The organism is Vibrio sp. 970, from assembly GCF_033339075.1.
Genome location: NZ_JAWOTW010000001.1, coordinates 512,416 through 525,125, shown reverse-complemented (window position 1 = coordinate 525,125; position 12,710 = coordinate 512,416). Strand labels below are relative to the sequence as shown.

11 protein-coding genes are annotated in these 12,710 nt (G+C 48.4%); 7 read left to right on the top strand and 4 right to left on the bottom strand.

Annotated elements, in window-relative coordinates:
• Positions 1-4 precede the first annotated feature (4 nt).
• The 4 genes from R7Q11_RS02285 to R7Q11_RS02270 all read right to left on the bottom strand — a co-directional run bounded on the left by R7Q11_RS02285 (position 5) and on the right by R7Q11_RS02270 (position 4,821).
• Positions 5-781 carry an enoyl-CoA hydratase gene (locus R7Q11_RS02285; RefSeq protein WP_205461064.1) on the bottom strand — a complete coding sequence of 259 codons (777 nt, stop codon included), beginning with the start codon at positions 779-781 and terminating at the stop codon, positions 5-7.
• Positions 782-830: 49 nt separating this feature from the next.
• Positions 831-1,985, bottom strand: a complete 1,155-nt coding sequence (locus R7Q11_RS02280; protein WP_005373226.1) for an acyl-CoA dehydrogenase family protein — start codon at positions 1,983-1,985, stop codon at positions 831-833.
• 93 nt (positions 1,986-2,078) lie between these two features.
• Positions 2,079-3,572 carry a CoA-acylating methylmalonate-semialdehyde dehydrogenase gene (locus R7Q11_RS02275; protein ID WP_171345620.1) on the bottom strand — a complete coding sequence of 498 codons (1,494 nt, stop codon included), beginning with the start codon at positions 3,570-3,572 and terminating at the stop codon, positions 2,079-2,081.
• Positions 3,573-3,642: 70 nt separating this feature from the next.
• Positions 3,643-4,821, bottom strand: a complete 1,179-nt coding sequence (locus tag R7Q11_RS02270; protein WP_171345619.1) for a thiolase family protein — start codon at positions 4,819-4,821, stop codon at positions 3,643-3,645.
• Between the two features lie 209 nt (positions 4,822-5,030).
• On the opposite strand from R7Q11_RS02270, the gene R7Q11_RS02265 reads away from it, so the two are divergent.
• From R7Q11_RS02265 to R7Q11_RS02235, 7 genes are all read left to right on the top strand, one after another.
• Positions 5,031-5,417 carry a MerR family transcriptional regulator gene (locus R7Q11_RS02265; protein WP_005373242.1) on the top strand — a complete coding sequence of 129 codons (387 nt, stop codon included), beginning with the start codon at positions 5,031-5,033 and terminating at the stop codon, positions 5,415-5,417.
• Between the two features lie 45 nt (positions 5,418-5,462).
• The gene (locus R7Q11_RS02260) at positions 5,463-6,632 is read left to right on the top strand and encodes an isovaleryl-CoA dehydrogenase (RefSeq protein WP_005373245.1); all 1,170 of its coding nucleotides are present in this window, start codon (positions 5,463-5,465) and stop codon (positions 6,630-6,632) included.
• 115 nt (positions 6,633-6,747) lie between these two features.
• Positions 6,748-8,355, top strand: a complete 1,608-nt coding sequence (locus R7Q11_RS02255) for a carboxyl transferase domain-containing protein (RefSeq protein ID WP_053349203.1) — start codon at positions 6,748-6,750, stop codon at positions 8,353-8,355.
• A 104-nt stretch (positions 8,356-8,459) separates the two neighbouring features.
• Complete coding sequence (locus tag R7Q11_RS02250; protein ID WP_213885486.1) at positions 8,460-9,242, top strand: enoyl-CoA hydratase-related protein; 783 nt, start codon at positions 8,460-8,462, stop codon at positions 9,240-9,242.
• Positions 9,235-11,283 (top strand): acetyl/propionyl/methylcrotonyl-CoA carboxylase subunit alpha, encoded by a 2,049-nt coding sequence (locus tag R7Q11_RS02245; RefSeq protein WP_213885485.1) that lies wholly within the window; start codon positions 9,235-9,237, stop codon positions 11,281-11,283. Before R7Q11_RS02250 ends, R7Q11_RS02245 begins: the two co-directional genes overlap by 8 nt.
• Positions 11,264-12,166: a hydroxymethylglutaryl-CoA lyase gene (locus tag R7Q11_RS02240; RefSeq protein WP_104980568.1), complete on the top strand. Its 903-nt coding sequence runs from the start codon at positions 11,264-11,266 to the stop codon at positions 12,164-12,166. Before R7Q11_RS02245 ends, R7Q11_RS02240 begins: the two co-directional genes overlap by 20 nt.
• Positions 12,167-12,339: 173 nt before the next feature.
• Entirely contained in the window at positions 12,340-12,660 is a 321-nt protein-coding gene (locus R7Q11_RS02235; RefSeq protein ID WP_005373256.1) for a DUF1840 domain-containing protein, read from the top strand.
• The last annotated feature ends 50 nt before the right edge of the window (positions 12,661-12,710 follow it).

Sequence of the window (12,710 nt, the reverse complement as noted above, 5' to 3'; positions counted from 1 at the left end):
TCCGCTAGCTGTTTGTCCATTGTGGCTTGCGCTTTTGCAAAAACGCATTCACACCCTCAGTCTGATCTTGTGTATTGAACAGCTGTAAAAACAGTTCACGCTCCAAAACCAATCCAGCTGCATGAGTTTGGCTGCGTCGACCTTGAATTAGCGTTTTGCACGCAGACACAGATTTCGGTGATTGACCTGCAACACGCTGTGCTAGCTCCATAGCCGCTTCGAGTGCTTGACCTTTCGCCACCACCTCTTCGACTAACCCAATTTTTTCCGCTCGCTCGGCCGTCACACGCTCGCCACACAGGATCATACGCTTCGCCCAACCTTCACCTACCAACGCGGTCAGGTTTTGCGTCCCACCCGCACACGGCAACAAACCTACCGATGCTTCAGGAAGTGCCATTTGTACTTGTTCTTCTGCGATACGAATGTCACACGCCATCGCCACTTCCAGACCGCCGCCCATCGTGTAACCATTAATCGCTGCGATAGAAACCCCATCGAATGCAGAAAGCGCTTCAAACGCTTCACCAAATGCGAACGCCATGTTTGCTGCTTGTGATTTATCACCCGATGCAAAGTTATTAAGATCTGCTCCAGCAGAAAAGAATTTCTCGCCTTCGCCTGTTAAAACCAACGCATAAATAGAGCGATCATTACTAAGTTCAATTGCCAACTCTTTTAGCTGATTCAAAGACTCAAGCGTCCAAGTGTTCGCTGGCGGATTACTAATCGTGAGCTTGGCAATATGCGCTTCGCGCTCTAATTTGATTTGTGCCGTCATAATCTTTCAGTCCTTTTTAATTTCTTTAGGTAAGGCTGTGTCTCGCTGACTAAAGCAGCTCAACGCCTTCCGTTAGTAATCGTCTTGCGACGATCAGACGCATGATTTCGTTGGTACCTTCAAGAATTTGGTGAACACGAACGTCTCGGAAATGGCGCTCGACTGGATATTCTTTGATGTAGCCATAGCCACCGTGAATTTGCAGCGCCTGATCGCAGACTTTAAAGCCCACATCAGTAGCAAAGCGTTTTGCCATGGCACAGTACGCACTTTTTTCTGCGTGCTGGGCATCGAGTTTAGCGGCAGCGAGTCGCACCATTTGACGCGCAGCGACCAGCTCAGTCGCCATATCAGCAAGCTTGAACTGCAACGCTTGAAATTGCGCCAGTGAACGGCCGAACTGTTTGCGTTCGTTCATATATTGCTTGGCTTCGTTCAGTGCTTGTTGCGCAGTACCGACGGAACAAGTAGCGATATTGATTCGACCACCATCAAGGCCAAGCATGGCGAACTTAAAGCCTTCTCCCTCTTCACCCAACAGATAGTCAGCCGGAATGCGGACATTTTCGAAGGTAATCATGCGAGTTGGCTGGCAGTTCCAACCCATTTTGGCTTCTTTTTTACCGTAGCTAATGCCTTCGCAATCAGCAGGAACAACGAATGCAGAAACGCCACCCGCTCCTTCACCACACGAACGCGCCATCACGACCAATACATCTGTATCACCGGCACCCGAGATAAACACTTTTGCGCCATTGAGGACAAACTCATCGCCATCACGCACTGCGCTAGTCGTTAGAGAAGCGGCGTCAGAGCCGGCATTAGGTTCGGTTAAACAGTAGGAAGCGAGCTTTTCACCCGAAATTAGATCCGCGCTAAATTGCTGCGCCACTTCTGCTTTGGCAAAGCTGGTGATCATCCACGTCGCCATGTTGTGAATGGTCATAAACGCAGTAGTCGCGGTACAACCCATAGCCAACTGCTCGAAAATGATCGCCGCATCCAAACGAGATAACCCTAAGCCACCATGCTCTGGCGGCGTATAGATGCTCAGAAAGCCCAGCTCACCCGCCTGACGCAGTACATCTTTAGGGAAGTGATGGTTTTCATCCCACTCGGCCGCATGAGGCGCTAACATTTGGTCTGCAAACTGCTTTGCTACTTCGGCAAACGCGAGTTGATCTTCGTTTAATTCAAAATCCATCTTGAAGTCCTAAGGTCTAATTCGTTGCATTTGTATCCGAGCCAAGCCCACTTAAACGGTGGCGCTTGGCTAGAGGTGTCGCTAATCCAGTAATTAGCTAAGTTGAATGGTCATGTTTGGACCGCTTGGAATGTCATCTTCAAACCAACGCGCGGTGACCGTTTTCGTCTCGGTGTAGAAGCGAACCGCTTGTTTACCGTAAGCATGCAGGTCGCCGTAGAAGCTGCCTTTCCACCCAGTAAATGAGAAAAATGGCAATGGCACCGGAATCGGAACGTTGATGCCTACGTTACCTACTTCGATATTGTGTTGATACTTTCTCGCGGCAGCGCCGTTCGCCGTGAAAATAGACGTACCATTACCAAAGCGGTTTGCATTGATCAGTTCAATCGCTTCATCTAGGTCATCCACTTCCATAGTTAACAGCACAGGCCCGAAAATTTCTTCCTGATAAATCGACATGTCTGTGGTCACGTTGGTAAACAGTGTTGGCCCCACCCAGTTACCGTTCGGGAAGCCAGGTACTTGGCACTCTGTCCCGTCCAGAACACAATTCGCGCCTGACGCTTTGCCTTCATTAATCAGATTCACCACTCGCTGCTTCGCTTGAGGGCTAATCAGTGGACCATAACCGGCGGTTTCATCATCCCACGCGCCAGGCTGAACCTGAGCTAACGCCTCTTTAAGCTCTGGAATCCATTCTTTGGTTTCGCCGACAAATACGGCAACCGAAATCGCCATACAGCGTTGGCCTGCAGCACCAACTGACGCACCAACTAGGTTATTGATGACTTGCTGTTTGTTTGCATCCGGCATGATGACCATGTGGTTCTTAGCACCTGCAAATGACTGCACGCGTTTCAGGTTGTCTGTACCTGTTTTGTAGATGTGCTCACCAACGGGCACAGAGCCAACAAAAGAGATCGCACGAACGACTGGATCAGTCAGAATGCGGTCGACTTGCTCTTTGGTCCCGTGAACAACTTGCAATACGCCTTTTGGTGCGCCAGCTTGTTCAAACAGCTCCGCCAATTTCATTGCAGTCAGCGGAACTTGTTCCGAAGGTTTTAGAATAAAGGTGTTGCCACAAGCGATCGCCATCGGGAACATCCACAATGGGATCATCGCAGGGAAGTTAAAGGGTGTGATGCCAGCACAAACACCGAGCGGTTGAATGTAAGAGTAACCATCAATATTGGTCGCGACGTTTTCCACCGTTTCGCCCATCATTGAGCTACAAATGTTTGCAGCTTGCTCTACCACTTCAATTCCGCGCCAAATGTCACCCTTTGCATCCGCGAGGGTTTTGCCTGTCTCACTTGAAAGCAGTATCGCCAACTCATCGTGTTGCTCTTTTAACAGATGTTGGTAGCGCAACATCAATCTCGCACGCTCCGGCGCTGCAACTTCTTTCCAGCGTTTGAACGTTTCTGTTGCGCTGGCAATCGCCGCATTCATTTCCGATTCCGTGGCACAAGGTACTTGTGCAATCACTTCGTTGGTTGCCGGGTTGGTTACATCTAGCCATTGTTTTGAATCGGAGATGGCAAATTCACCACCGATATACTGCTTTACTTGTTCTGTCATGATGACATCCTTGTATTTTTCAGCTTGTTACTGACTACTGTTATGTAAGTGAAACTTTGTTGAGAGTGATTTAGCAGATTTCAATCGCGATAGCGGTTGCCTCGCCACCACCAATACAAAGTGATGCGACACCGCGTTTGCCGCCTGCCTGTTTAAGAGCGTGAATCAAAGTGACGAGGATTCGGTTACCACTTGCACCAATTGGATGGCCTAACGCACATGCGCCGCCACGTGGATTCACTTTGCTTGCATCCAACTCAAGCGCTTTCACTGCGTACTGCGTTACAACTGCAAACGCTTCATTGATTTCCCAAAGGTCCACGTCTGATTTGTCCCAGCCCGTTTTTTCCAGCAGCGATTCAATCGCGAAGACTGGTGCGATGGTGAACTCATCAGGCTGTCTTGCATGCGTGCTGTACGCGACAATTTTGGCTAGAGGCTGAAGGTTTTCCTGACGACCAAACTCACTATCGACTAAGATCATTGCCGACGCACCATCCGAAATGGAACTAGAGTTTGCTGCGGTTACGCCGCCATCTTTGGCAAACGCAGGGCGTAAGGTAGGAATTTTAGTGACGTCGAGTTTGCTCGGTTGCTCATCATCTACAACCAGGGTTTCGCCGCGTCGACTTTTTACGTTAACAGGCACGATCTCTTCTTTGAACAAACCTTGTTCGATTGCTTGCTGCGCACGAGTCACCGACTGTTGCGCCCAGGCATCCATACTTTCACGGCTGAACTGATACTTTTGCGCCGTCTGTTCTGCAAAGACACCCATCAGCTCGCCTTGGTAGGCATCCTGCAACCCGTCATAAAACATGTGATCAAGCACTTGCTCGTGACCTAAACGGAAACCATCACGCGCTTTCTTTAATAGATAAGGAGAAGACGACATGTTTTCCATGCCACCAGCGATGACAGCATGCGCATTACCAGATTGAATAAGGTCATATGCCAGCATGACGGTTTTCATACCCGATCCACAAACTTTGTTCAGTGTCGTACAACCAATCGATTGTGGCATTTCAGCTTTAAGACTTGCTTGTCTTGCAGGCGCTTGCCCCACACCGGCGGGTAAAACGCATCCCATCAACACTTCGTCTATTTTATGCACATCGAGTTGGCTTTCGGCTAGCGCCCCTTGAATGGCTTTCGCACCAAGTTCCGTGACATCTGTTGAAGCTAATGCACCTTGAAAAGAGCCGATAGGCGTTCGCTTAGCGGCTACAATCCATGTTTCATTTTTCATTCCATTAACCTTTTGTTGACGTTTACGTCATAACTATACTAACATTTACGTTAACGTCAAGTTTGAGGTTATTGTTTGTTCGAGTGACTCTTTGATTTTGAGTAAATGCGAGTGATATCAAGGCTCAAGAGTGGATGTTGTTTGTTTACTTTAACGTTAACGAATTGTATATTCATGTGAATGTTATACGAAAGTCGTAAGGTTAAGGAATGAACACATTTAAGATCAGCGAGCTCGCGAAAGAGTTCGACATTACTACTCGAAGCATTCGCTTCTACGAAGATTTAGGTCTCCTAACTCCAGAACGTAAAGGCAACACTCGAATCTACAATGGTCGCGATCGAATTCGACTAAAACTGATTTTGCGAGGTAAGCGATTGGGCTTTTCTCTTGCAGATATCAAAGAGTTATTTGAACTCTACGATACCGATCAAAGTACTGAGCAGTTGAACTATATGATTCGGTTGATCGAAGAGAAGAAGGCAGCATTGCAACAGCAAGCAAACGACATTCAAGCGGTAATGATGGAGTTAAATGCTGCGCAGTTGCGATGCCAAAACACACTGAGATCCATGAAAGGCGAAAAAGTCACCTAACACCTCAACTCTGGGATGTAGGTGACGTAAAGGCAAGGACACGCAATGAAATCTACCTACTCTTCCCTGAACTTTGTTTATGACGAAAATACCGATTTGCTTCGCGAGCAAATCAATAGTTTTGCTGCAAGAGAAATTGCGCCGCTAGCGCAATCTATCGACCAAACTAACGACTTTCCAAACCATCTTTGGTCCAAATTAGGTGACATGGGTCTTTTAGGTGTGACCACCAGCGAAGAGTTTGGTGGTGCAGGCATGGGCTATCTCGCCCACGTTATCGCTATGGAAGAAATAAGCCGAGCATCCGCTTCGGTTGCGTTAAGTTACGGCGCTCACTCCAACCTTTGCGTCAACCAAATCCACCGTAACGGCACACAAGCGCAAAAAGAGAAATACCTACCTAAGCTCATCTCCGGTGAACATATCGGCGCCCTTGCTATGAGTGAACCCGGCGCCGGCTCTGATGTGGTCTCTATGCAGCTTAAAGCCGAACGTAAAGGCGATATTTTCCTATTAAATGGCAACAAAATGTGGATCACCAACGGCCCTGATGCACACACCTATGTTGTCTACGCAAAAACCGACCCAAGCCAGCACTCCAAAGGCATCACGGCATTTATTGTGGAACGCGGATTCCCTGGATTTACTCAAGCACAAAAACTCGACAAGTTGGGCATGCGCGGCTCGAATACGTGTGAGCTGGTCTTCCAAAACTGCGAGGTCCCTGCGGAGAATATTCTCGGCGAAGAAAACCAAGGCGTGAAAGTATTGATGAGCGGCCTCGACTACGAACGTGTGGTGCTTGCAGGCGGCCCACTTGGCATCATGCAGGCGTGTATGGATATCGTTGTGCCTTACATTCACGACCGTAAACAGTTCGGTAAATCCATCGGTGAATTCCAGCTAGTTCAAGCAAAAATCGCGGATATGTACACACAAATGAATGCCGCTAAAGCGTATGTTTACGCCGTCGCTGCCGCTTGTGATCGCGGTGAAACCACACGTAAAGATTCTGCTGGCGCGATCCTCTACAGCGCAGAGCTGGCAACCAAGATGGCACTGGATGCGATTCAACTACTTGGCGGTAACGGCTACATCAACGAGTTTGATACGGGCCGTTTGTTGCGAGATGCCAAGCTGTATGAAATCGGTGCGGGCACTTCAGAAATTCGCCGCATGCTTATTGGTCGCGAATTGTTTAACGAAAGCGCCTAATCATCATACCTAGGCGGTTCGAACTCGAAACAACTTCCTTATTCAATCTAAATCTTATTCAACCTAAATAAAGACGGGTGGTGACACCCGTCTACCGAATGGAGATCGGCTATTTATGGCTTGTTTGACGACCAATATTAACACCCATTCAGAGCAGTATCAGGAAAACTACCGCTCTATGGCATCACTTGTAGATCAACTTTATACCGTGACTGCGCAAATCGAAGATGGTGGCGGTGAGAAAGCCCGCGAGCATCAGCAGAAGAAAGGCAAACTTCCGGTACGTGAGCGCATTCTTGCCCTACTCGACCCTGGTTCGTCCTTTCTAGAAATTGGTCAATTTGCTGGCTGGGATGTGTATCCAGATTACGTTCCATGTGCTGGAGTGGTTGCAGGTGTGGGTGTGATTGACGGCACTGAGTGCATGATCGTCGCGAACGACGTGACGGTAAAAGGCGGCAGTTACTACCCACTCACCGTGAAAAAGCACTTAAGAGCACAAGAAATTGCAGAAAAATGCCAACTGCCGTGTGTTTACTTAGTCGATTCTGGCGGCGCTAACCTACCCCGCCAAGATGAGGTATTCCCAGATAAAGACCATTTTGGCCGTATTTTCTACAACCAAGCCCGTATGTCGGCCAAAGGCATTCCACAAATTGCGGTGGTCATGGGGCTATGTACCGCTGGCGGCGCTTATGTTCCTGCCATGTGCGACGTATCCATCATAGTCAAAGAACAAGGCACGATTTTTTTGGCAGGTCCACCTCTTGTAAAAGCAGCGACAGGTGAAGAAGTCAGCGCGGAAGATCTTGGTGGCGCAGACGTTCATTGTCGCACCTCTGGTGTGGCGGACTATTACGCAGAAAATGATCACCACGCGTTAGAGTTGGCAAGACAAGCCGTTTCTCAAATTAACCACTTGAAACCCGTTCAACTCAAGCAAAAAGCACCACAGGAACCACGTTTTCCTGCCCAAGAGCTGTACGGCATCGTCGGAACCGATCTCAAAAAGCCGTTTGATGTTAAAGAGGTCATTGCCCGAATTGTTGATGATTCCCAGTTCGATGAATTTAAAGCCTTGTTCGGCGAAACCTTGGTCTGTGGCTTTGCCCATATTCACGGTATGCCGATTGGCATTGTCGCTAACAACGGCATTCTATTTTCGGAATCAGCACAAAAAGGCGCGCATTTTATTGAGCTGTGCGCACAACGCAAAATTCCTCTGCTTTTCTTGCAGAACATAACGGGCTTTATGGTCGGCCAAAAATATGAAGCCGAAGGCATCGCAAAACATGGCGCGAAAATGGTAACCGCTGTGGCATGTGCAGACGTGCCGAAGTTTACCGTAGTGATTGGTGGCTCGTATGGCGCTGGGAACTACGGCATGTGTGGCCGCGCTTATGATCCAACCATGATGTGGATGTGGCCAAACGCGCGCATCTCCGTCATGGGTGGAGAGCAAGCGGCTGGCGTGATGGCGCAAGTGACCCGCGATATCAAAACTCGCAAAGGTGAAAGCTGGAGCGCGGAGGAAGAAGAAGCGTTCAAACGTCCAATTGCGGAGCAATATCAGACTCAAAGCCATGCATACTACGCCAGTGCACGCCTGTGGGACGACGGCATTATTGACCCTGCGAAAACCCGTGATGTTGTCGGCATTGCTCTGTCTGCTGCGCTTAATGCGCCAATACCAGACAGTAAATTTGGCATCTTCCGCATGTAGCCGGATGCAAGGCAAACCTTAACTCCTCGCGAATACCGATGTTTAAAAAGTAATGGTTAGCGAGCATTGAAATACAGACTGAAATGTCAGACAAAGGAAGTCACATGACCGGACTACTGCTTGAAAAAGACAGCAATGGCGTTGCTTGGTTGAGCCTCAATCGACCAGAGAAACACAACGCGTTTAATGATGAATTAATTGCTTCACTTATCGACACCTTGGAAAAACTTGAGAGAGACAACTCTCTACGTGCATTGGTACTAACGGCGCAAGGTAAACACTTTTCTGCGGGTGCGGATCTTGGCTGGATGCAGTCAATGGCCACCAAAACCGAGGGGGAAAATCTGCAAGATGCACAGCAGTTAGCGTTGCTCTTGCACAAACTGGATGCCTTTAGCAAACCAACCATTGCTATGGTGCATGGCGCTGCATTTGGCGGCGCACTTGGGCTTATCTGCTGCTGCGATATCGCTATCGGTACACCTGAAAGCCGCTTCTGTTTGAGTGAAGTGAAACTCGGTTTGTTACCCGCGACAATCGGACCCTACGTCATTCGAGCGATTGGACAACGACAAAGCCGACGCTACTTTTTAACCGCGGAACTGATTGATGCCGAAACCGCACTATCGATGAGTATTCTTCATCAGATAGACTCTCAACCACGTGAAGCCGTCAATCGCACCATTGATCACCTGCTCAACAACGGTCCACAAGCCATGCAGGCTGCAAAAGCACTTTGTTTACGCTGTGATAACCAACCTATCGATCATTCATTAATTGAATACACCAGCCAAGCTATTGCAACCGCTCGCGTGTCCAGTGAAGGACAAGAAGGACTAGCTGCATTTTTTGAAAAGCGCGCCGCCAATTGGAGGAATCATGTTTAAAAGAATACTGATCGCAAACCGCGGTGAAATTGCCTGCCGAATCATTAAAACCGCAAAAAGCATGGCTATAGAGACGGTTGCCGTCTATTCCGAAGCGGATCGCAGCAGCTTACATGTTAAACAAGCGGATTTCGCTGAATTCATTGGCCCCGCTCCGGCGAGTGAATCGTATCTCGATATCGATGCGATTATCGGTGCTGCGAAAAAATGGCAAGCCGATGCTATCCACCCTGGGTATGGTTTTCTTTCCGAGAACCCGAAACTGGCGAAAACGTGCAGCGAAAATGGCATCGCCTTTATTGGCCCTTCCACCAGCGCAATTGAGGCAATGGGTTCTAAATCTCAAGCCAAGGCAATCATGTCAGAGGCGAACGTGCCCTTGGTTCCCGGCTATCACGGCACAGACAACAGCGTAGAGCACTTATTAGCGGAAGCTGAAAAAATCGGTTACCCAGTGATGCTTAAAGCAACCCAAGGGGGCGGCGGTAAAGGCATGCGAGTGGTCAATAGCGCAGCCGAAATGCCTCTGGCCATCGACGGTGCGCAGCGTGAAGCACTTTCAAGCTTTGGCGATAAGCAGCTTCTAATCGAAAAATGTATATTGCAGCCTCGCCACGTTGAAGTTCAGGTATTTGCTGACCAACATGGCAACTGTGTCTATCTTTCTGATCGCGATTGCTCCATTCAACGCCGTCACCAAAAAGTAGTCGAAGAAGCACCAGCTCCCGGTCTTAGTGATGAACTGCGTAAACAAATGGGTGAAGCTGCGGTTCAGGCCGCTCAAGCGATCGACTATGTTGGCGCGGGCACGGTGGAGTTCTTGCTCGATAGCCGCGGTGAGTTTTACTTCATGGAAATGAATACTCGTCTGCAAGTTGAACACCCTGTTACTGAATTGATCACCGGCGTTGATTTGGTGGAGTGGCAATTAAAAGTCGCAGCTGGCGAGCATTTACCTATTTCGCAATCTGAAATCACCCACAACGGTCATTCAATTGAGCTGCGAATTTACGCAGAAGATACAGACAATGACTTTATGCCGTCGACTGGCCGCATTGATTACTTAAAAGAACCCGTATCAGACAGTAGTGTGCGCCTAGCGTGCGTACGCGTTGATAGTGGTGTTACCCAAGGCGATAGCATCAGCGAATATTACGATCCAATGATCAGCAAACTGATCGTCTGGGGGCAAACTCGTGATATCGCTCTAAAGCAGATTAAGCAGGCGTTAACTCAATATCACGTACGTGGAGTAACGACAAACATTGGTTATCTGCACAGTATTATTTCGCAGCCAGCCTTTGCCGAGATTGAGCTCGATACAGGTTTCCTCGTAACACATCAACAAGGCATAAATGAGCAGCAAGACGTGTCGGATTCAATCTGGCTTACATTGGCGGCGGTTGCTCACCGGAATGATCTCATTTCAAAATCAGACAGCTCAACGTTACCCGCGCCAACCAGACGAGGTTTTAGACTGTCAGTTGACAACGTTTACCGATTTAACTTCACGGATGCCAATGCCAACCATCAGGTACGTTTGCAACAATCATCGCAAGATACAGGATCTCACTTCACTGTCCGATGTGGTGAGGAGCTGCATCAGGTCATCCTGCTTGAAAGTGACAACCAGATTATCGTCGATATTGATAATGTGCGTTACACCTTTAATGCACTTAGCGATGAACAAAGAACAACACTATTTTATCTTGGTCAGCAGCGCACGTTCGCTCATCAACCTAACTTTGACTCTGCAAAAGATGTAGATGATGAACTAAGTCCAACCGCACCACTCAACGGCATAATTTCAGCAGTTATGGTGGCTAAAGGTGACGAAGTGGCGGCGGGCGATCCGCTTTTGGTACTCGAAGCAATGAAAATGGAATACACCATCACGGCTCCGGTCGCAGCAACAGTCGACGAATTGTTTTATCAGCACGGGGACCAAGTACAGCACGGTTCCATACTGCTGAATTTGTCTTTGATATCGGATAACGTCAGTGAAGATAAGGAGCGCGAATATGCTACCAGCGAAGGTTAATATCGTCGAAGTCGGCGCTCGTGATGGTCTGCAAAATGAAACGGCAGTGACGCTGGTTGATAAAATCCGTTTGATTAACCAACTAAGCAGCAGTGGCTTAAAGCATATTGAGGCGGGATCTTTCGTCTCTCCAAGGTGGGTGCCTCAAATGGCCGATTCCGATCAGGTGTTTGCTGGTATCTCAAAAAAGCCTGACGTGGTTTATAGCGCGCTCACACCAAATCTCGCAGGGTTAGAACGTGCGCTGGAAAGCGGTGTAAAGCGAATTGCGGTGTTTGGCTCCGCTTCAGAAACGTTCAGCCAGAAGAACATCAACTGCAGCATTACCGAAAGTCTCGCTCGATTTGAACCCGTTATCGAATTGGCGAACCAGCACAACATTCCTGTACGCGGGTACTTGTCTTGTACCATGGTGTGTCCATATGAGGGAGTAATCAAGCCAGAGCAAACTACCAAGGTCGCCAATACGTTGTTTGATATGGGATGTTATGAGATTTCGCTCGGTGATACTGTCGGTAAAGCAACGCCTAATCGCGTTATCGCCATGCTGGATTCGTTGTTAACGCTACTGCCAAAAGACGCGCTCGCAGTACATTTTCATGACACTTATGGACAAGCATTAGCCAATATCTACCAAGCCTTGTTAATGGGCATCAACACCATTGATAGCGCAGTAGCGGGGCTCGGCGGCTGCCCTTACGCGAAAGGAGCCAGTGGCAATGTTGCAACGGAAGATGTACTTTATCTGTGTGAGCAACTTGGGATTGAAACAGGCGTTGACCTTGGCGTCATCAATGAAGCGGGTTGGCAAATTTGCCGTGCGTTAGGAAAGTCTCCTGCTTCTAGGGTCGCATTGGCTCTAGGCGATCCGTATAGCTTGTAAATCATCAACAACCAATCAGGTAATGTATTTCAACGGGCATGCAGACGTACGTGCCCGTTTTTTGTTGTTACTCATAAAAACCTTAACGCTCAACGGTCTTCATCACATTAATTAGTGTCTGATTTCAGCTACAATTTAGTTTCAAACCGAACATATAAAACAGGATCAGGTAAATGCTCATAACATTTCGTTGTCGAAGCCACTCAAACGTCACAATGTTTGGTGATATTGCATTAGATATGCTCAAAATGATGGGTCACAGCGGCACGGTGCCGGGATCAATTTCCGCTCAAGATGTTCCTGACGCGCTATCAAGATTAACTTCTGCTCTATCTGCGAAAAATGCAGCTGAAGAAAACCTCCCTACTGATGTAGACGAAGAGGAAGAACAAGCAGAGCCCGCGGTAAGCCTAGGACGCAGAGCGTTTCCACTGATTGAGTTGCTAAAATCAGCAATCAAAGAAGAATGCGAAGTCATGTGGGACAACCAATAACGCCTTCAAACTGGTTTCTAGCGAGGTGAATCCATATTGTGACCGCCTCG

What these genes read in the sequence shown, in the direction of transcription:
- R7Q11_RS02260 (WP_005373245.1), top strand. Translation starts at nt 5,463, where the DNA reads ATGAAATCTACCTACTCTTCCCTGAACTTTGTTTATGACGAAAATACC.
- R7Q11_RS02265 (WP_005373242.1), top strand. Translation starts at nt 5,031, where the DNA reads ATGAACACATTTAAGATCAGCGAGCTCGCGAAAGAGTTCGACATTACT.
- R7Q11_RS02250 (WP_213885486.1), top strand. Translation starts at nt 8,460, where the DNA reads ATGACCGGACTACTGCTTGAAAAAGACAGCAATGGCGTTGCTTGGTTG.
- R7Q11_RS02245 (WP_213885485.1), top strand. Translation starts at nt 9,235, where the DNA reads ATGTTTAAAAGAATACTGATCGCAAACCGCGGTGAAATTGCCTGCCGA.
- R7Q11_RS02275 (WP_171345620.1), bottom strand. Translation starts at nt 3,572, where the DNA reads ATGACAGAACAAGTAAAGCAGTATATCGGTGGTGAATTTGCCATCTCC.
- R7Q11_RS02285 (WP_205461064.1), bottom strand. Translation starts at nt 781, where the DNA reads ATGACGGCACAAATCAAATTAGAGCGCGAAGCGCATATTGCCAAGCTC.
- R7Q11_RS02280 (WP_005373226.1), bottom strand. Translation starts at nt 1,985, where the DNA reads ATGGATTTTGAATTAAACGAAGATCAACTCGCGTTTGCCGAAGTAGCA.
- R7Q11_RS02235 (WP_005373256.1), top strand. Translation starts at nt 12,340, where the DNA reads ATGCTCATAACATTTCGTTGTCGAAGCCACTCAAACGTCACAATGTTT.
- R7Q11_RS02270 (WP_171345619.1), bottom strand. Translation starts at nt 4,821, where the DNA reads ATGAAAAATGAAACATGGATTGTAGCCGCTAAGCGAACGCCTATCGGC.
- R7Q11_RS02255 (WP_053349203.1), top strand. Translation starts at nt 6,748, where the DNA reads ATGGCTTGTTTGACGACCAATATTAACACCCATTCAGAGCAGTATCAG.
- R7Q11_RS02240 (WP_104980568.1), top strand. Translation starts at nt 11,264, where the DNA reads ATGCTACCAGCGAAGGTTAATATCGTCGAAGTCGGCGCTCGTGATGGT.